Below are 20,809 nucleotides of genomic sequence, written 5' to 3'. Positions count from 1 at the left end.
TATTTACTTTGTACGATGTGTACAGAAAAAGCCTGTTTTCTGTACCTCACAATTAAATTATCTTACGGGCAAGCAGCGGTAACTCTGGCTGTGTAAACACTACCCGATTTGGCTTCAAAACCCGGCTCTAGTATCACAAATTTATTACCTATATGAGATGCGGTAGCCGATGTATTGATTTTGTTGGTAGTCTGAATTGTTTCGGCAGCATAGCTTTGAGTGCCATTAGGTAGTACGTCGTGCAAGGGGCTTGTGAGCACAAGTGGCGGATTTGAACCCAGCGTGCGTACCTGTACCCGCACAATGTCAGATAATTGCTGATTACAATTACCCAACACGTGCATACTCGTAAGATGGTAGTCGACATCGTGCGTAAGCACCGCAGTATTTACAGTAGCTGTGCCCATAGCATTGAGCGTAACAGATGCTGGCACATTGTTTACAGTATAAAAAACCTCTGCATTGGGTGTACCTGTAAAGTTTATCTGGGCCGTAGACCCCGGGCAAATTGGCCCTGTGGTAGTTGCCGAAACACTTGCTTTAGGCAACACGGTAAGCATGGCATCGTTTGAAGTAGCCACGCCGCATTCGCCAAATACTTTTACCCGGTATCTTGCCCCATTATCTGCAAGGGTTCTGTCAGGCAGGGTAAGCATCGAAACATCAGAGAAACTATTGTTCAGCACTTGGTCGAAACCACTTAAAGTGGGTGCCTGCCTTTGCCATTGGAAAGACAGCAAGCCTTCGCCTGTTGCTTCGCTCATAAAATATGCAGTCTCACCAAAGCACACTGTCATTGGTGCAGGATGCTCAATAATTTGCGTTGGCGCTTTAACCGTTAATACCGACGATACACTAAGTGGTTGTTCACAGGTACTCACGTTGTTTTTTATCTTGGTAATAAAAATACTTTTGGTATTATTGGCCAATATAAGGGTTTCAGTAAATGAGGCTTTACCTGTGCTGTCGGGTGTTACAACAATAGATTTTTCGGTTCCGGCAACATCAATTTTATAGGTAATAGTATAAGCATCGGTGCTTGGCAAACCCGTAAGGTTAAATGTGGCAGTTTCTGCCGGACAAACGCTTGCGGCTTGAGCCACAGTATTTACCACAGGTTTGGGATAGGTATGAAGACGATAAAAATATGCTGAACCCGAGCGTAGCTCTATTGGCAGTAAAGGCAGAAATGGCGCTCCAACAATAGCACCGTTTTTACCAATAGCTACTGCTGCCCCAAAATTATCTCCGGTTTTAATATCGGCGGGTATCAGCAATCTTTTCTGTACCCAGTTGCCTGCTGTGTTGAGTTCAAAAACTACGGCAGCACCTTTATTTATCTGATTGAGAGCATAGCCAACTATTGCCATGTTATCATAAATAGCTACTACCGAAGCATTTTGCCCATCGGTAGCTATATCAGGCGAGTTAATTATACCTTTCAGTGCCCAAGTTCCTACACTATTCTGCTGGTAGCTGTGTATCGTACTTTTGTTGTGAACAGACAGAGGTTCAATACCCGCAGCAATAATATTGCTGCCACTAATAGCCACCGAGCTACCAAATCGAGACCCGCTAAGCAGACTAATAACAGGTGCAGACCTCAGACTCTCTTGCCATACGCCTAAATTATTTCTTTCAAAAATATAAATGGCTCCGTCTGCGCCTTCTGCCGGTGCACCAGCCACGAGTGTTTTACCAGACACGCCAACTGCATAACCAAAGTCAGTAGCCGAGTTGCCTGTTATGTTTTGTTTAAATTCCCAAACACCTGTCGAATTATTTCTTTCATATATATAAATTGCCTCGCTTCCAACAGCGCTTATCACCATTGTGCCATTGTCAACACCAATAGATTCACCAAAATTATCGCCATGATTTATGTCTGGGTGTCTTATTTTATCTATCTGTGTCCAGGTATTGTTGGCTTGCTTTGCAAAAATATATACAGAACCCATGTCGCCGTCCTGGTAAGGTGCGCTTATAAAAAGGGTATCGCCAGAGATGGCTAGCGCAGAACCAAACGAATCGTCGGACGAAAGGTCGGAAGGAGAAAGTTCTCCAACTCCCGACCATTTGCCGTTATTATTAAGTTTATATATATAAACCGCCCCCTCTCCATTGTTTTTAGACCAGGCACTCACTAGGCCAAGGCTATCAGAAATGGCGGTAGCACTAGCAAATTGGTCTAGGAAACTAACATCGTTAGGCACCATTTTACCATTATCAACTATGGCATCTTTAAAAGTGAGCAAAACCTCTTCGGTATAAACAGTACAGGTACTTGTAACAGCACACCGATAAAAGCCTTTGTTGGCCAATGTTGTGTTCGGAATAGTAAGTGTAGCACTTGTAGCCAAAGGAATATTTGCGTAAGCGCCATTGCGTTGTCTTTTTTGCCATTGGTAGGTAGAGGCACTATTAACGCCTACTGTAAAAGTGGCCACATCGCCCATGCAAACCTGAGTTGAAACAGGCTCAGAGGTAATATTGGTTGTAACGGTAAGCACACTGCTGGCAAAATCGCTCACACAAGTTGGGTCTGCAATAGTTTCGCAACGAACTTTATAAGTAGCATTTGTGCTTGCAATAAAGCTTGTATCGGCTAAAGGCGTAGATTCGTTGTTAAGATACCATGCTACATTTTCGCCTGAGCTACAATTGGCCGTTAGTGTTACCATTTCGCCCTTGCATACAGTTGGGTTTGTAACACCTGTAGGTGGTGGCGGAATTGTAACTGTGATGGTGAACGACGCAAAAGGGCTCGGGCACTCAAAGTTATCTTCACACCTTACTTTATATGAACTTGTAGACTCAGCGAAAACCGCCGAGGCGTTTATTTCTGTTAATCCGTCATCTTCAAAAAAATGACCCACGCCTGTCGGGCAAGTGGCTGAAAGAGTTACGGGTGTTCCTCTGCAAATGGTCTGGTCGGGGGTGTATGCTGTCGGAGCATCTAAAGGCGTAGTACCTAAGGTAATTGAAACCGTTTTGGTATCGCTTATACAAGGTTCATCAGGGTTATTACAACGTACCAGGTAATCAACAGGAGCAGTTATTGTTTGAATAAGGTCTTCAGGGGCTACGGGCGTTGAAGTATCATTTTTAAACCATTCTACCACACCCGCCGGGCAAAAAGCGATTAGCTTTACTTGGTCTCCGGCACAGGCAACTTGGCTTCGTGTTGCTACAAGCGGTTCCAGATGTTCGAAAGTCACAAAAACCGGGTCGCTACTAACACACGAACAAACTTCTTCGCACATTACATAATAAAGAGTCGGCGAACTAACATTCACATCAAGGTCATAAATTTCTATGTCATTTTCATCATACCAAACAGGCACACCTTGCGAACAAGTTGCTTGTAAAGTAAGCGATACACTTGTGCAATATACCTGATTGGGTGTAACATTAGTGGGGATGGGCAAGGATTGAGCAAAAATTAAATGACCACTAAGAAGCAAGACACAAAAAAGCAGTATTTTTTGATAAGGTGGTAGATAGATGTTTTTCATAAGCCAGGCTACGTTAGGTTTAATAATGGCATATATAAGTTTCCCTTTACCTAACGATGTAAAGGTATAACAGATAAAAAATTAAGGAAAATCGGTTAAAAAACGCAGTTTGGCAATGTCATACATTGCAGAAGACATATGATGGACTTCTGGTGATGATTATAGTTTTAAAAAGGGTTTACCTGACCTTAAAGTGAGCACACTTAACAGTACGTATCTGCAGTTTGACCCTCAACAGATACTATTTGCTAGTGCAGAAAGAAAGCAATTAAGAAAATACCGAAAACAAAGCCGGAAAAAATGAACCGGAAAATAATTACACCAAAATTAGTTAAAAAATTTATATGTTAGCAAGGGTTTTCGTATAAATTGAGGCAATGGTAAAACAAATCAACTAATTCAGAAAATCAAAATCAAGTATTTATACCCTTGAAAAATAAGGGTATCTTTTTAAGAAAACTACTCCTTATCTGTTTCAGAATCTGCGATGGCTTACAATTAATTGAGTTGATTTTCTATATAATCGTTTTGTGGTAATATTCCTTTTAGTAAATCGGTTTATTAATCATTTTATCAAGCTATTCTAATTGCCCAAGCCCTAAATTTTTAGTAAATTGCTGGCTCATCCTATTCATCTGATATTTAAACCCCAAATCATGAAAGCCACATTTATTGGAGTACTTCTTTTCTTAAACTATACCCTTCTTTTTGGGCAAAGCAGCAAAGCCCCTGCTTACCCGCTTATTACGCACGATACCTATTTTAGTATCTGGTCAAATACTGATGAGCTTACAGAATCGCCAACCAAACATTGGACAGGCGCCGAGCATTCGTTGATTGGTATGATTGAAGTTGATGGCATTGCTTATCGTTTTATGGGTAAAAATGGCGATAACTACAAAACTATCGTTCCGGCTGGTGATGAGGTGAATTATGAAGCTGCCTATACAGAAACGAATCCGGGCGAAAACTGGATGAACCCTGACCTTGACGATAGCAAGTGGAAAAAAGGCATTGCACCCTTTGGTAATAATCCGACAATGTCGAAAACCGAATGGAATACCAAAGATATATGGGTGCGTAGAAAATTTGTAGTAAAAGACCTGAACGCCGAGGCACTTTACCTGAAACTGAATCATGACGACGACGTAGAGGTGTACCTAAACGGTGAGGTAGTATATAAAGTTAAGGGCTGGACAAACAAATATATTTATGTACCAATACCCGAAGCAGCCAAAAGCAAACTAAAAGCCGGAGAAAACCTGCTGGCAATACACGTAATAAACAACGTTGGCGGTGCGATTCTTGATGCTGGCATTGTTGAGAAAATTGTAGAAAAGCCAAACCCGAAACTCCAAACGGCGGTGCAAAACAAAGTAACGTTGAACGCCACCCAAACCATTTATGATTTTACGTGTGGAAAGGTTGATTTAACGCTAACCTTCACGTCTCCGTTATTGATTAATGATTTGACACTTCTGTCGCGCCCTGTTTCATATATCAGTGCTAAAATGAAAGCTACTGATAATCTTCTGCACGATGTGCGCCTGTATCTGGGTGCTTCTACCGACATTGCGGTTAATACGCCTGCGCAGGAAGTAAAGGCAAACCAATACACTGCCAATGGTCTGGCGATACTGAAAGCTGGTACAACCTCACAAAACATACTGAAACTAAAAGGCGACGATGTGCGCATCGACTGGGGGTATATGTATGTAGCTGTGCCTAAAACAAGCGGTGTAGTGCAGTCTATCGGTAGTGGTGCCGATGTAGCTCAGGCATTTAACCCAACAGCTAACACCAATCTGGGGGGTAAGCATTTATTGCTCAATACCCTTTTAAATGCAGGTAAAGTAGGCAGCAGCGGCAAAGAACAGGTGTTTATGCTTGGCTATGACGACATACAGTCGATACAATACTTCAACACAAATCTTTTGCCTTGGTGGAAATTGACGAAAGGCGCAACTATTGAAGGCGAATTAGCAAAGGCACACACAAACTATGCAGCCATAATAAAGAAATGTGAGGCATTAAACCGCATGATTTATAAAGATGCAGTAAAGGCAGGCGGCGAAGAATACGCCCGTTTGTGCGAACTGGCTTATCGCCAGAGTATCTCGGCACATAAACTTGTAAAAAGTCCAACAGGTGATTTGTTGTTTATGTCGAAAGAGAATTTCAGCAATGGTTCTATCAATACCGTTGATGTAACTTATCCGTCTGCACCGTTATTTCTGGCTTATAATCCTGCATTGCTGAAAGGTATGCTAAACGGAATTTTTTACTATAGTGAAAGCGGCAAATGGGGAAAACCTTTTGCTGCACACGATTTAGGCACTTATCCGATAGCCAATGGCCAGACCTACGGCGAAGATATGCCTGTTGAAGAATGTGGCAACATGATTAGCCTGGTGGCTGCTATTGCCAAAGTTGAAGGCAATGCACTTTATGCCAAAAAACATTGGAAAACGCTCTCTATCTGGGCCGATTACCTAAGCAAAGAAGGGTTAGACCCTGCCTTGCAACTATGTACTGATGATTTTGCCGGACACCTTGCCCGCAATGCAAACCTCTCGGTAAAAGCCATTGTAGCTTTGGGTGGTTATGCGCAATTGGCCGAACAACTAGGCGAAAAACAAACGGCGGAAAAGTACCGCAAGCTAACGAAGGAGATGGTAAGCAAATGGATGGAAATGGCTGCCGATGGCGACCACTACGCATTGACTTTCAACGATAAAGGCACCTGGAGCCAGAAATATAACCTGATTTGGGATAAATTGCTGAAAATGAATTTATTCCCGAAAGAGGTCTACGAGAAAGAAATTGCGTATTACCTGACCAAACAAAATGCGTTCGGCTTGCCTCTTGATAGCCGCAAAACCTACACAAAATCAGACTGGGTAATCTGGACTGCGGTATTGGCTGATAAAAAACAAGATTTTGATGCACTTGTTGAGCCTATGTACAAATATGCCACTCAAACAAGCTCACGTGTACCTATCAGCGATTGGCACGAAACTACTACCGGCAAAATGGTAGGCTTCCAAGCCCGTAGCGTAGTTGGTGGGTATTTTATGAAAGTATTGGAAGATAAGTTGAGAGGGAAGTAAGATGAAAAATAAACTTTTATAACATAAACGAAACCAATTGGTGAGGCTGTCTCAAAAGTTTTTTGTACCAAATAATATTTGGAAAAGACCCCACCCTAACCCTCCCCAACAATGGGGAGGGGACAAAAAAGCCCCTCTCCCCACAGTTGGGGAGAGGGGTTGGGGAGTGGGGTCAGTGTCTTGCCAAATAATATTTTGTGCTATTTTCTTTTGAGACGGCCTCTTTCGTAGAATCTGCTTTTTGCTACAATTTGAGGCAAAATACATAATATTTCAAGGTTTTTTGACTACATTTAGTTCAAACATTTAAATAAGCCCTTGAGCCGTATCGCAATCGCGCGGCGACCGTACGGCTCTACTAAAATACAATTCTCTACAAACTTTCATCTTCCTCCCCTATTCATCAAAAAAATATTTTCAAAAAAATCCCCTCACCATGCAACATCTCTGAATTTCTCTTGTCTTTTCATCGCTATTACTTCGCTTGATAATTATAAAAAACCGCTATTTAACATATTTTAATAGCGGGAAGCTAGCAGATTGCTATAAATTTGCACCGTATAATTACGTATGATTAATCTTTATGAAAAAGCTATTACTGTTAACTTTACCCTTAGCCTTTATTGGCTATTCTCCCCTCTATGCCCAGATAACACCCAAGCGAATTGAAGCCCGACGTACTAACAAACCCGTGGTAATTGACGGCCGACTAAACGAAGCTGCCTGGCAAGATGCTTCATTGCTTGACGATTACACAGAGTTTCGTCCGGTAGTAGGCAGGAAAGAAGAATTAGAAAACCGTACTGAAACTTTTTTGATGTACACCGATGCCGGTATCTATTTTGGTGGCACTTGCTATGAAAAAGACATCAAGAATATTTCGAAAGAACTGGTAGGCCGAGACGGTTTCGGTGCAAACGATTACATCGGGATTATCTTTGACACTTACAACGATAAACTGAATGGCTTTGAGTATTTTGTTACGCCATTAGGCGAGCAATGGGACGCCAAAATGACTCCAAACACAAACGACGATAATGGTGGTGAAGATTTCAGTTGGAATGCTGTTTGGGAAAGTGCCGTAATCATACACGATAAAGGTTGGTCGTTTGAAATATTTCTACCTTACGCAGCTATCAGGTTCAGCAAAGATAAATTGCAGGATTGGGGTTTGAATATCACACGTCGCCGCCGTAAAACCGAGCAGCAGAATACTTGGAGTGCAATCGACCCTAATGTAAATGGTTTTCTGACCCAAGAGGGCTTGTGGACGGGCATTGCTGATATAAAACCGCCGATTCGCTTACAATTATCGCCCTACTTTTCAGTATATGCCAATCATTTCCCGACTAACCAAGCCGACCAGAAAAACTGGACGAATCAGGTTTCGGGTGGTTTGGATTTAAAATTGGGTTTGAGCCAGGCTTTTACACTTGATGCCACGTTGATTCCTGACTTTGGGCAGGTGCAAAGCGATAATCGGGTGCTAAACCTTACACCATTTGAGGTAAAATTTAACGAAAACCGTAGTTTCTTTACCGAGGGTACAGAACTATTTAATAAAGGAAATCTCTTTTATTCGAGGCGTATTGGTGGTGCACCAATCAATTTTGGAGAAGCCTACAGTGGTTTAAAACCTTATGAACAAGTTTTGACGAACCCGACGGAATCGAAGTTGATTAATGCCTCTAAAGTATCAGGACGTATGAAAGGCGGCCTAGGTATCGGGATTCTGAATGCCGTTACCCGACCGCAATATGCCATTATTGAAAACACCGAAACGGGCGAAACCAGAAAGGTTGAAACCGACCCTACCACCAATTACAATATTCTGGTGCTTGACCAAACCCTGAAACATAATTCGAGTGTGAGTTTTATTAATACCAGTGTGCTGCGTGGCAACAATAATTATAATGCCAATGTAAGCTCGGGTATGTTTAGCTTTTTCGACAAGAAAAATACGTATAATTGGACGGGCAGCGTAGCCATTAGCAACCTGACTTATAAAGTACCTGACAAAAAGCATTCAACCGGATACAGCCATTCTTTTGGCTTTGCCAAAACCAGCGGACGCTTCAATTTCAGCCTTTCTCAGCAATTGACAGATACCAAATTTACGAGTAACGATTTAGGCTATTTTACTAACAATAACTTTATTAACCATGCCTTGTACCTGGGCTACCGATACACCGAGCCAAAGAAATGGTACAACCGCTTGTTTTATAATTTCAATGCTACGCTTAGTTCTTTGTTTTCGCCAATTGGCAATATTGAGTCCAAATACCAGCAGTCTAATTTTGCTTTAAATATCAATGCCCAAAACAAAAAACTGCATTGGTTTGGTGTATTTGCGCAATTTACGCCCAAACAGAATGATTTCTATGAGCCTCGTATATCAGGAAAAGTTTTCAAACGAGGCAATAGTGTAATGGCCGGAGCATGGATAGAAAGTAATTATGCCAAGAAATACTCGGTAAATGCTGAGGTAGCCGAAAGAGTTTTTCTGAATTTTTACGACCTGAGCGGCACCGATTTGTTTTTTGCACAAACCTACCGTTTCAACAGTAAGTTTTCAATCAGGCACTCGGTCAATTATCAGTTGCGCCCTACCGGGCTTGGTTTTGCCACTATTCTGACCGATGGCACTCCCCTATTTGCGCTTAGAAACGTAAATTCGGTCGACCACATTTTGTTTCTGAAATATAACTTTACCAATAAAATGGGGCTTACATTCAGAGCCCGGCACTACGCCAGTGTTGTAAAACCAAAATCGTTTTTTACACTTACTGATAACGGCACACTCATGCCTAAAAGCGGTATCACCGAAAATCTGAACCGGAATGTTAATTTCTTTAATATTGATATGGTGTACACCTGGCAGTTTGCCCCGGGCAGTTTCTTGAATGTGGTATGGAAAGAAGCTAGTGTGATGGATTCTGATATTGCTAACAACAATTATTTAGATAACTTGCAAAATACCCTTCAAACCGAACAAAACAACAATTTCTCGCTCAAAGTAATCTATTTTCTGGATTATTTGCAGATAAAGAAATTAAAGAAACGGGCGTAGGGAATTGCAATATGAATAGTCTACAATGATAAAATCCCGTATGAATGGAGTATCGCTTAAGATATTCCATTATACGGGATTTTAATTTCTAATGCTCCTATCTCACAACCCCAACATCCATTCCGGCCTTGAAGATTTTTTGTGGAGGCTTTGTTTTAATAAATTTAGGCATCTGAAAACCTACCTGAAAGCGTAAACCCGTTTTCTTTTTGTCTTCTTTATCGCCCGGTGTCAGACTCTCGTCGACATTCGTAATTGAGAATCGTAAACCAAAACCCAGAAAAGTAGTCATTTCGTCTTTCAGTTCAGCATCTGTTTGTTTAATCTCTTTTTCGCTTTTGGCGTCATAATCTATTTTTTCGGCCACAAAGAATTTCTTCTTTTTTTCTTGCGCACTTAATGCCCCGCCAACCAGCATCAACATTATCAGTAAAGTAAGCTTTTTCATTATAAATTTCCGGACTTAGATATAATTACTCCTTAACAAACAACAGGGTATTTCTTTTCTTATCTCAAATATAAACTTTAAAAGACCTCATCCCCGACCCTTCCCCAACAGTGGGGAAGGGAGTTGGAAGTCCCTCTCTCCACTGTTGGGGAGAGGGATTCAGGGAGTGGGGTTTTGTTCTATATCAAAGAAAATTGTGTTACGTCTGAGGCCCACTGTGTTTGAATTTATAACAAAAATAACCCTGCTGATTGCATATCCAAAAAAATAAATGATGTTTTTTTTGAAAAATCGTATGAGCGGCAAAACGCATAAATTGTCGGTAAATGGGCTTCATTGCTTATTTCTTTACATATTTTTCGGGGTTGGCATCAAATTTTGCCTTGCATGATTTGCTACAAAACTTGTGTTCTTTTTCTTTATGTGTTGAGCTGTAAGGTGCTTTTGGGGTAACCTTCATGCCACAAACAGGGTCTTTTTGCTCTTTGGTCTGTTTAGGCTCCTGCCAGAGTGCAGTGGCAAAACTCATACATACAAATAAACTAATGATGGTGTGTTTCATAATTTTATTGTTTTTATGGTACTACAATTAGCTGGTGCAAGTACCTCTTGCGCTTTATTGCTCAGCCAGTTCTGGTCTGATGTTTCGCATCTGTGGTAATATAAATCTGTACTATTTGGCTTAAAGGAAGCTATCAGTACATAGAAATACTTTGATAACTCGTTGAAATGGTCGGCCTGATGCTCGGCTGAGTATTCTCCTTCAATAATATGGTCAGCGTTGAAAGTTACTTTTTCGAGGTAGCTGATAAAAAACACTTTTTCTTTTTTGCCTAATTTTGAAACATCAATTTTACGGAGCACTTTGGGTAATCTTTCTGATAAAGCTGCGGCAGAACCCGTATTCTGGGTTTTAATGGCCTCTTTCATTTTTAGGTAAACCTCTATGCCCTGGTTCAGTACCTCTTTTACCTTAACCGATTTGGTTTTAAAAGGCATCACATCGAGTTCCACGTTTCGCTTAGGTATAGAAAGCGCCAATGTGGTTTCAGCAAACTTTGGGTTATTGATAAAGTCTTCGTCGTCAAGCGTTTTCAGAAAACTAATAATTTTTTTTTGCTCATCGGCCGTAAGTGCAATCCCCAATTGCCCGTTCTGGCTTAATAGTGGGTCGAGAAAATCATTTTTTTCTACCGTTGAAGCATAATGCGCCAGTACTTCTTCAAGCGTTTTAAAACGTCCATCGTGCATATAAGGCGTTGTATAGGACAGATTTCTGAGGCTCGGTACTTTAAATTTAAATTGGTCGCCCTCATTCTGGTTTACCTCAAATCTCCCTTTATCATCGTCGGTCATGCCACCGAGCCCATTGTTCCGAAACGAAAAATCGGTAAACAATTCACCCGAATGGCACGAAGCACATTTTTGTTTGAAAAGCGCCATTCCGGCCAGTTCGGTTTCGTTTAGCTCAACTCCCTCATAACGCATATACTTATCGTATTTGGCATTGGCCGATACCATTGTGAGCATAAATTGCGAAAGGGCTTTCAGAAAACGCTCGGAGTTGATTTCTTCGGTACCGAATGCCCTTTTAAACATGGCAGGATATTGCTCGCTTTTGCGTAGTTTTTCAAGCACATTACCCAAAGATTCGTTCATTTCGGCAGGGTTGGTAATGGGCGAAACCGCAAAAAAATCGAGGTCGTGCACGCCGCCATCCCAGCCAAAACTAGTAGCCCAAGCCATATTAAACAAGGGCATTGAGTTGCGCTTAGTTAGCCTGTCGTCTACACCGTGGCTCAAAGCGTGCCCATGCTGCGTAAAACCCGCCGATTGCTGGTGGCAACTGCCACAACTCACAGTATTATCGCTCGAAACAATGGCATCGTAAAACAAGGTTTTACCAAGCTCAATTCCATCGGCCGAGAGCGGATTGCGTGCAAACTGATAAGCAGGCTTCGGGAAATTGCCAGGAACAGTAAACAGCGCAGTATCTTGTGTATTCTTAAATGACAAACATACTATCAGCACAAAGGCTGATAGTATGATGATTTTATTCTTTGCAGGCATAGGCTTACTAACATATATATACCTTATTTTGCGGCTTTAATTGGCGGTAAAAATCCACTAAACGAGAACATTGATTGGTAGTTTTCGGCAACTTTGGTTGAAAACGGGCCACCCATTATAGATGGGTTCTCGGCCATATCAATTTTATTCGGGCCATTCAATAGTTTCATGGCATCAGCTATCAGCACAATTACAGGAGCATTCTTGCCCGATTGCACCTTGAGCGGCTCTTTGCCAAATGACACATTTGCATATTTAATATTATTAAGGGTTTTCTTAACACCGATACCCCCAAACAAGCCAATATGATACATAAAGACATTGTTTGAAGATGACGCTTGCGCTGAAACACCTTCCATCTTTACAAAAATATAGCCTGAGTTCCAGGCCCAATACATATCTTGTGCCTCGCCGGCTACATCTAGGCTGCCTTTACGTTGGCTAATATCTGAGGCACTTCTAGCACTATCGACCCCTATCAGAAAACTAACGCCGGTATATACTCCTTTCGGAATATCAGTCAGGGTAATGGTTTTGCTGTCTTCGTTGCTCTCTTTGATAAGAAAATATGATTTATCTTGCGGCACAGTATAGGCCGAGCCATCTTTTTTTAACAACTTGATGTTGCTCACAAAATATTGAAACAAGGATACCTTAAATTCATTGCCTGCGGCATTTTTATATGTATGGGTGTCGAGGTTCAGCACCTCGCTACCTACAAAATGGTCGAAACGGATATTTACTGTACCGCCTTGTTGTGCCTGCGCTACTGATATGGCACAGAATAAAAGAATGAGTATTTTTTTCATCTATTATTTAAAATTATTGAGTGAATGTGCGATTTAGAAAATTAGTGATTAAGGTATGTATTTCACTGATTTTCTGCAAAATTAATAATGGTTTTATTTAGAGTGCCAGCGAATAAACTCGGTGATACAAAACGCAAGCACAAAACAACTACTGAGCTATTCAGAAGTTTCTGGCATCAACATAATTAAAAATTAAGCTAAACAGGGAGGTTGGAAAATATGTGCGGTGTATGCGCCAGTGTAGTGATTGGTGTAGGTATCTAAAGTAGTACTTGTCTCGAAACTGCATGACCGGAAACTCAAATTTGTGAGTTCTTCACAAATCATGGTCGGGATTTCGTACTTTTCAAAGATATTATGCTGTGCTTTGGTTTCTCGTTCTTCGGCGGCTTTTAAACGCTGTGCCAGATAACATTTGCCATTACAATTAAGCTGGGGTCTCGCTTTGTTAATACAAAAGGTTTTGGTAATAAAACCCTGACGGAGTTGATAATCGATAAGATAGTAAGCCTGAGTAAAAGGGCGAACCATTACTGAAAACAGGAGTAATATGGCAATTGCTTTTCTCACGAATCTTACATTTTGCTGCAAAGATATAGCACAAAGCTAAAGGTTGTTAGATTTTTTTGAAGGAATTAGTTAGAGTATAAATTAGAATACCATTAATCTAAAAAATGTCCTTTCCCCAAATTTAGTTTTGTCAATAATTCTTATTTGGAGGGTTGTTACTTTTTTTACCTGAAAAAAAGTAACGCAAAAAAGCAGGCATCATTTAAACTCGTGCAATTAAAAACCTGCTACATCTTTTCATCTTTCTATTGATTCTCTCTCGGTTTTTAATCGTACTCAAACAGGAAATGATGATTTATGGTTACAATTTTAGTTGTTATTGAATTTTTCTTTACAAATACAACAACAGAGACAAGGCAAAAGCCTTGTCTCTACGGTCGGTAGTTAATATGTTTGAATCCACAGGATTTACTCTACATAATCCATGTCTTTCGTGAAGGTTTCTTCTATATTCCAGAGGGCTATCAGCGATATAGCTACCGTGAAAACGCCTATTATCAAGGCGGCATACATAATGCCCATGTCAGGTTTTAATAGTTTGAAAACAGCCAACAATGGAATAGTTGCGCCACGAACAAAGTTTGGAACCGTAGTTGCCACTGTTGCACGTAGGTTAGTGCCAAATAATTCGGCTGCAATGGTGATGAAGAGTGTCCAGTAACCATTACAAAAACCTAAAAATGCGCATATCAGATAGAAACTGTATGGGCTGCTTACAGGCACTAACAGGTAAACCAGTATAAAGCTCAATGAAAGCAAAATAAAGAGTAGAATCACTTTTTTGCGGCTTTGCAGGTACTGGCTTAAAAATCCGCTGGCTACATCGCCAAATACTTGCCCGGTAAAGGTAAGCATCACGGCTTTGCCTGCGTTGATAGGCTCGAGGATTCCGGCAGCTTTGGCAAATTCGGGTGAAAAAGTGATAAGAATGCCTACCACAAACCAGATTGGCAAACCTACCAGTATCGACATCAGGTATTTAACAAAACGCTTTCTATTATTGAAAAGCATCAGTAGGTTACCTCGCTCAATATGCTTGTTTTTGGCATCAACAAATATTTTCGATTCGAAGATGTTTATGCGCAAAATCAATAACAACAAGCCCATACCACCGCCTACATAATAAGATACACGCCATGCGAATAGCTCGGCTACAAAATAGGCGGCTATTGCCCCTACTAAGCCTAACGTTGCCACAATAGTAGTACCATACCCACGTATTTGCTTTGGCAATATTTCGGCTACCAGCGTTACCCCTGCCCCTAGTTCACCAGCTAAACCAACACCGGCAATGAATCGGCAAATGGCATATTGTGGAACAGAGTTTACAAAACCATTGGCAATATTGGCTAATGAATAAATAATAATTGAACCAAAGAGTACAGACAAACGGCCTCGTTTGTCGCCCATTACGCCCCACACAATGCCCCCAATGAGCATACCAGCCATTTGGATATTGAGTAGTTTGGCGCCTTCTTCAAATAATTGTTCGCCTTCAAAACCTAATTCTCTCAGGCTGGGAACACGCACCACATTAAAAAGGAAAAGGTCGTACATATCTACCAGATAGCCCAGGGCGGCCACCAGCACAGGCAATTGTAAGAGTTGTTTAAGTGTACTTTGCTGATTAGTCGTAGAATCGGTCATGAATAGGTTTTTTATAGGGGTTGAATTAGACTTGACCCCATCCCCAAGAGGCCGTCTCAAAAGAAAATAGCACAAAATATTATTTGGCAAGACACTGACCCCACTCCCCAACCCCTCTCCCCAACTGTGGGGAGAGGGGCTTTTTTGTCCCCTCCCCATTGTTGGGGAGGGTTAGGGTGGGGTCTTTTCCAAATATTATTTGGTATAAAAAACTTTTGAGACAGCCTCAGTAAAAACTCCACTATGATACATCAGTTCCTGATGGTTAAAGAGCTGATACTAATGTAGAGATATTAGAGAATGGTCTTGCTTATACCAAATAGAATCTGGATATTTTTACTTTCTTAAAACGTTTTTAAGCATACAATTACACCTTCTCAGGCACAACATAAGGCGCACGGTATTTACGACTTAGCATAGCGTTCGCTTCTTTGTCGCCCGGGAATGTTTCGGTTTTAGGGTCAAACTTCAATGTTCGGCCTAAACGATACGAGATGTTACCCAAGTGCGCAATACTTGCCGACAGATGCCCTGTCTCGATTGGCCCGTTAAGTAAGGCTTTGTTTTTAGCTCTTACTGCATCAACAAAGTTTTTGTAGTGGTCGCCGCCTGCATTTCTGGCAGGGCCTGGCTCACGGTTTCGGCCTAAGAAAGTCTTATAGTCGTTATACCCGTTTATTACCATATAGCCTTTGTCGCCATAAAATATATTGCCTACTTCAATGCCATCTTCTTTGTTGGTCATCCAAGGTCGTACTTCAAACTGTATCACTTTTCCTTCTTTCGGATACTGATAGGTCGATGTAAGTACTTCCGGCGTTTCTTTGCAATCGTTCCACAAGTATTTGCCACCTGTTGACGTAATCACTTCCGGTAAGCCCACATCCAGCCCCCACATACAAAGATCAGTTTCGTGTACACCTTGGTTGCCGATGTCGCCATTACCATAATCCCAGAACCAATGCCAATTGTAATGCACATAGTTTTTGCTGAATTCTCTGGCTTTGGCAGGGCCTTGCCATAAATCCCAGTCTAAACCCTCTGGCACGGCCGATGGCCCTAAGTTACCAATATCAGGTCGCCATTTATAGACAGTCCCACGAGCCATGTAAACCTTTCCGATAAGCCCATCTCTCAAATGTTTGATGGCTTCTTGTATAGCCGCCGAGCTTCTCAACTGCACGCCGTGCTGCACAATACGGTTGTATTTTGTAGCTGCTTCAACCAGTTTGCGGCCTTCGTACAGGTTATGGCAGGCTGGTTTTTCTACATACACGTCTTTTCCAGCCTGACAAGCCCATATTGCGGCCAATGCATGCCAGTGGTTTGGCGTGGCAATGCTTACAGCATCTATGGTTTTATCTTCATACACTTTTCTGAGGTCTTGCTCGGTTTGCACCTTTTTTCCGTATTTTTTTTCAAAATCGGTCGCTCTTTCCTGCAACACCACTTTATCGACATCGCAAAGGGTAGCTACTTCTACGTTTTCGTGCTTCATAAAGCCTGAAATATGGTCTTTACCTCGACCATTCACCCCGATTACTGCCACCCGCAGCCTATCGTTTGCCCCAAAAGCCGTAGACGGAATAATGGTAGGAATAGACATAACCGCCAACGACCCGGGAAGTGCCGTTTTGAGTATGTCTCGTCTGGAGAATTTTTTCATAGTATAATAAAAGTTAAAAGGTTGAAATTTATTGGTCTTGAACTTTGCCGCGACGGCGGACCGTTTTACCTGATTTTATGATTTACCTGAAAATATGATAATGAGATTGATATATTTTCAGATATTGATAATCTATAGCGAATCATAAAGGTCATGTATTTTGATTTATTGAAAAATCATATAGAGTAAATGGATAGCCAAGCGTCAGCAAATCAGGTAAATCATAAAATCAGGTAAAACGGTCCGCCGTCGCGGCAAAGTTCAAGATGATTACCTAAAGCCTCGCCAGCGTCATGCCGCCGTCTACCATTATTACCTGTCCTGTCGAGTATGGGAAATCGCCTTTGGCTAGGGCTGTTACGGCTTTGCCTACGTCGTCGGGGAAACCCCAGCGTTTTTGAACACATAAGCCATTTTCTATTAATTGGTCATATTTGGCAGTTACGCCTGCTGTCATATCGGTTTTTATTACGCCCGGGCGAACTTCATAAACCGGAATGTTGTATTCGCCCAGACGGACGGCAAACAATTGCGTTGCCATACTTAACCCTGCTTTTGAGAGGCAATATTCTCCCCTATTGACAGATGCCACAGTGGCCGAAATGGACGATACGTTGATGATACAACTACTGAATGACAAATCTTCTGCTCGTTGCTCTATCAGCCAGTTGGCTACGGCCTGTGTCAGAAAATACGTTCCTTTCAGGTTGGTTGAAATCACATAATCGAAACTCTCTTCTGTGGCTTCCAGAATATCGTTGCGTTGTTTGGGCGCTACGCCGGCATTGTTTACCAATACGTGTAAACTCCCAAAATGCGCCTTTATTTTAGCGAGCATTGCTTTGCGGTCGTCAGCAGAAGCAATATCGCCTTGGCAATAAATCACCTCTGCCCCTAGCTCGGTTAGTTCTGCTAATACGCCTTGCACGGCTTCTTCGGGGCGCATACCATTTATAGCCAGATTGAACCCTGCCTTTGCCAGATGCTCGGCTATACCCAAGCCTATACCCCTGCTACCGCCTGTTATAAATGCTACTTTTTTCACTGTTTCTCTTTAAATGCTTTTAATTCGTCTGCAATGTCTAAATTCTTATACAATGGGTCGAGCGGGAAACAGCCTGAGATTAAGCCATTGCGTGGCGCTGTTGTACAGTCGGAGAAAGTACGGCAAATTAGCTTACGCTGCATCGGGCGGTTGTTCAGCACATCATCAGGCAATGTTGGGTAAGATAGCACCATACGCCCCAAGCCTACTAAATCGGCCATGTTGTTGCGTAATACGTATTGCCCCACATTAGGCAGCCAGTCTTGCATATAAGAGTAGGCCGAACCCACAATTACGAGGTCAGGGAAAGCCTTTTTCAACTCATTTGTTACATTGATTTGTCTTGCTACACCTAAGAACGGCTCTTCGGGTGGATAATACCCATCAGACGGCGGGAATGTAGCCGGACGTGTCAGATGCGGATTATAGTAAGGACTTCCAACAGTAATACATATCAACTGAATGCCTAGTTCTTCGGCCAGCGCCAAAAACTTCTTGGGCTCTTCTAAATCTATGGTTGTGCCATTGCCTGTGCCGCCAAAAGCGTATTCGTATTTTTCTCCTGCCGAAAAATCAGGCTCGCCTTGTCCGTCTTCGGCTTTTTTGAATGGAACCCAATCAAAAGCACTCAGGCGAACGCCCATTTCAAGCCCCGGTGCTTCTCTTTTTATGCCTTCAACAATGTTTCGCAGGAATCGGGTGCGGTTTTCGAAACTACCGCCGTATTTACCCTCACGGCTAAAAGAACTCAGAAACTCGTGCGCCAGATAGCCATGACAATGTTTTAAGTCTACAAAATGAAAACCTGCTTTCTGGGCCATTACAGCCGCTTTTACGAAGTCTTCCACCAATGCATCAATATCGTCGTCGGTCATAAGTGGATGCCCTTCTTCGATATGGAATTTTTTATCTAAAAGCGGATGATTATAAAGTATTTTCGACTCGAATTTCTTATGGCTATTAGGTTTGCAGAATCGGCCTGAATGGGTGAGTTGCAAGCCTACCACCAAATCGTCGGTATTGCCAAATTTCTCGGCGTGCTTGTTCATTACCAATTGGTAGAGGTCTACAAAATCCTGAAAATTTTCTTCGTTCATCAACAATTGGTTTGGGTTTGCACGCCCTTCGTGGCGCACCGCTACGGCTTCGCAGCCCCATAATAATTTAGCACCGCTAATGGCGAAATTCTCCCAACGACGTTTAGTGTATTCACTAGGTTTGCCGTCTTCGGTTCCGTCCCAGCCTTCCATCGGAAGAATACAGAAACGGTTACCTATTACTTTGCCCGATTTAAGCGTGATAGCCTCGGCAAATGGCGATTCGGAGGCATCTACCAACTCATCATCAAAATTCAAATCAACCTGCCCATCTTCCAGATATTTCCGTAAATCGGCGGCCGTTTTTAGTTGCGCTACTCTTGTATATTTTGGTTTAAACTTGGTACTCATGTTTTAAGTCGTAATTTATCTGTTCAAACAGTTGTAAAAAGTATAATAGGTGTCGTTGTCAATTATTTTTTGCACATATAGCGCAAGCTCACGGGCGTGGTAGTCGCCCCACATACTCGATTCGCCGTAGGCTATGTTGCTACCCTCAGGCACATAGTCCCAGCCATTTGGTTGGTGATAAATAGAATGCAATAAAATTCCCTGATGGTTATGGTCGGTGCTCAGATATGGCTCTTGTAAAATGGTATCCAACACGGTTAAGCCTGTTTGCCAGTATTTTTCTCCTGCTTCGGTTTCGCCTTTGCTTATCAGGTAACGCCCCAAACGCAAAAGCCCCTGTGCGCCAATAGCTGCGGCCGAACTATCAACAGGCTCAAAGTCGTTGAACGGATTGGCTGGTTTACTCAGGTAATCGCCTAATTTATGCAGGTTTGGTGCGCCTGTATCCCAGTAAGGAACGCCATCTATTGGGGTATGTTCAATATAAAAATCGCAGGTAGCACGGGCGGCTCTCAGCATATAGTTTTCTATTACGGCTCTTCCGCCAAAGGCTGTTAACTCGTCATCACTTAGGGTTGTCAAGAACTCCAACTCTTCGGCAAAACCACACATGGCCCATGCCAAACCACGAGTCCAGGTCGTGAAACCTGTATAACCTTGTTGAGAATTCGGGCAACGGAAATTGCCGTCTTTGGTATTAAACACGCTTTCGTGTGCGGTGCGCCCCCAGATGTCGTAAGAGTCACGACCTTCGCCATAAAACACCGAATAATCGGCGGTGGCTTTTATATGTGCCAAGGCTCTTTCGAGCAAGCTGATTTTTACATCGCCCTCACCCTGAAAAACATGACCCATTTTATAACTGAGCATCAGGGCACGGCACGAACGAATGGTATCAACAAAAAGCGAGTGTGCGCCATTGAACGAGTGGATAAAACCGCCTGTTTTGATGGGTGTCCAGCGGCTGGCTTGCACCGCACCAGATATTTTAAGGGCTAATTCGTAGAAATTTTTCTCCCATTTATTCACTTCAATTTTACCTTCCTGCATTAGTCTCAAGAGGTTGCCGTAAGTACTTACATTGTTGAAGCCGTGGTCGTGCACGCCAATATGGCTGATATGCGGCGCCATTACCTCAACGGTTTTATTACGCCCCATTTCCAGAAACTTAGTATCGCCGGTGGCATCGAATTGTAAAATTGCCGAACCAAACTGAAAACCCTGTGTCCATTCTGTCCAGCCTCGGGTGGTATATTTTCCGGCGGCAGTAAAAACGGGTGAGCCTTTGGCAACATCGTATTCATGTTCGATTGCTGTGATTTTCTCGCCAGAAAGCTCCCAGAATCTTTTTAATTTTTCAGATAAGTCGGCAGGTTTGAGGTTGTAATTAATACGAATCATCAGAGATGGA

General features: G+C 42.2%; 13 protein-coding genes. 2 read left to right on the top strand and 11 right to left on the bottom strand.

The annotated features are described in order from the left end of the window. Positions 1–62 precede the first annotated feature (62 nt). Positions 63–3,515, bottom strand: a complete 3,453-nt coding sequence (locus WAE64_RS14425) for a 3-coathanger stack domain-containing protein (RefSeq protein ID WP_340237599.1) — start codon at positions 3,513–3,515, stop codon at positions 63–65. A gap of 656 nt (positions 3,516–4,171) precedes the next feature. On the opposite strand from WAE64_RS14425, the gene WAE64_RS14420 reads away from it, so the two are divergent. Together WAE64_RS14420 and WAE64_RS14415 are read left to right on the top strand one after the other, a co-directional pair. Beyond that, positions 4,172–6,625 (top strand): glutaminase family protein, encoded by a 2,454-nt coding sequence (locus WAE64_RS14420; protein WP_340237597.1) that lies wholly within the window; start codon positions 4,172–4,174, stop codon positions 6,623–6,625. Between the two features lie 583 nt (positions 6,626–7,208). Next, positions 7,209–9,695: a DUF5916 domain-containing protein gene (locus tag WAE64_RS14415; RefSeq protein ID WP_340237595.1), complete on the top strand. Its 2,487-nt coding sequence runs from the start codon at positions 7,209–7,211 to the stop codon at positions 9,693–9,695. Positions 9,696–9,792: 97 nt separating this feature from the next. Here the strand turns inward: WAE64_RS14415 and WAE64_RS14410 are convergent, their stop codons facing one another. The 10 genes from WAE64_RS14410 to WAE64_RS14365 form a co-directional block, all read right to left on the bottom strand. After that, entirely contained in the window at positions 9,793–10,143 is a 351-nt protein-coding gene (locus WAE64_RS14410; protein ID WP_340237593.1) for a hypothetical protein, read from the bottom strand. Between the two features lie 340 nt (positions 10,144–10,483). After that, positions 10,484–10,705, bottom strand: a complete 222-nt coding sequence (locus tag WAE64_RS14405; RefSeq protein WP_340237592.1) for a YHS domain-containing protein — start codon at positions 10,703–10,705, stop codon at positions 10,484–10,486. Then, positions 10,702–12,213, bottom strand: coding sequence for a cytochrome c peroxidase (locus WAE64_RS14400; RefSeq protein ID WP_340237590.1), 1,512 nt, complete (start codon positions 12,211–12,213; stop codon positions 10,702–10,704). The genes WAE64_RS14405 and WAE64_RS14400 overlap by 4 nt, the downstream gene beginning before the upstream one ends. A gap of 23 nt (positions 12,214–12,236) precedes the next feature. After that, the gene (locus WAE64_RS14395; protein ID WP_340237588.1) at positions 12,237–13,022 is read right to left on the bottom strand and encodes an MbnP family protein; all 786 of its coding nucleotides are present in this window, start codon (positions 13,020–13,022) and stop codon (positions 12,237–12,239) included. A 192-nt stretch (positions 13,023–13,214) separates the two neighbouring features. Beyond that, the gene (locus WAE64_RS14390; RefSeq protein WP_340237587.1) at positions 13,215–13,592 is read right to left on the bottom strand and encodes a hypothetical protein; all 378 of its coding nucleotides are present in this window, start codon (positions 13,590–13,592) and stop codon (positions 13,215–13,217) included. A 408-nt stretch (positions 13,593–14,000) separates the two neighbouring features. Beyond that, on the bottom strand, positions 14,001–15,239 hold the full coding sequence (locus WAE64_RS14385) for an MFS transporter (protein WP_340237585.1): 1,239 nt from the start codon (positions 15,237–15,239) through the stop codon (positions 14,001–14,003). 367 nt (positions 15,240–15,606) lie between these two features. After that, entirely contained in the window at positions 15,607–16,905 is a 1,299-nt protein-coding gene (locus WAE64_RS14380; RefSeq protein WP_340237583.1) for a Gfo/Idh/MocA family protein, read from the bottom strand. Between the two features lie 274 nt (positions 16,906–17,179). Beyond that, a complete protein-coding gene (locus tag WAE64_RS14375) occupies positions 17,180–17,950 on the bottom strand; it encodes a 3-ketoacyl-ACP reductase (RefSeq protein WP_340237582.1) in 771 nt (256 codons plus the stop codon). After that, positions 17,947–19,398 carry an oxidoreductase gene (locus WAE64_RS14370; protein ID WP_340237581.1) on the bottom strand — a complete coding sequence of 484 codons (1,452 nt, stop codon included), beginning with the start codon at positions 19,396–19,398 and terminating at the stop codon, positions 17,947–17,949. The genes WAE64_RS14375 and WAE64_RS14370 overlap by 4 nt, the downstream gene beginning before the upstream one ends. Before the next feature lie 15 nt (positions 19,399–19,413). Further along, a complete protein-coding gene (locus tag WAE64_RS14365; protein WP_340237578.1) occupies positions 19,414–20,799 on the bottom strand; it encodes a glycosyl hydrolase in 1,386 nt (461 codons plus the stop codon). Positions 20,800–20,809: the final 10 nt, after the last annotated feature.

Source organism: Emticicia soli (assembly GCF_037860775.1).
Lineage (GTDB): Bacteria > Bacteroidota > Bacteroidia > Cytophagales > Spirosomataceae > Emticicia > Emticicia soli.
This window is presented reverse-complemented; position numbering and strand designations above follow the sequence as displayed.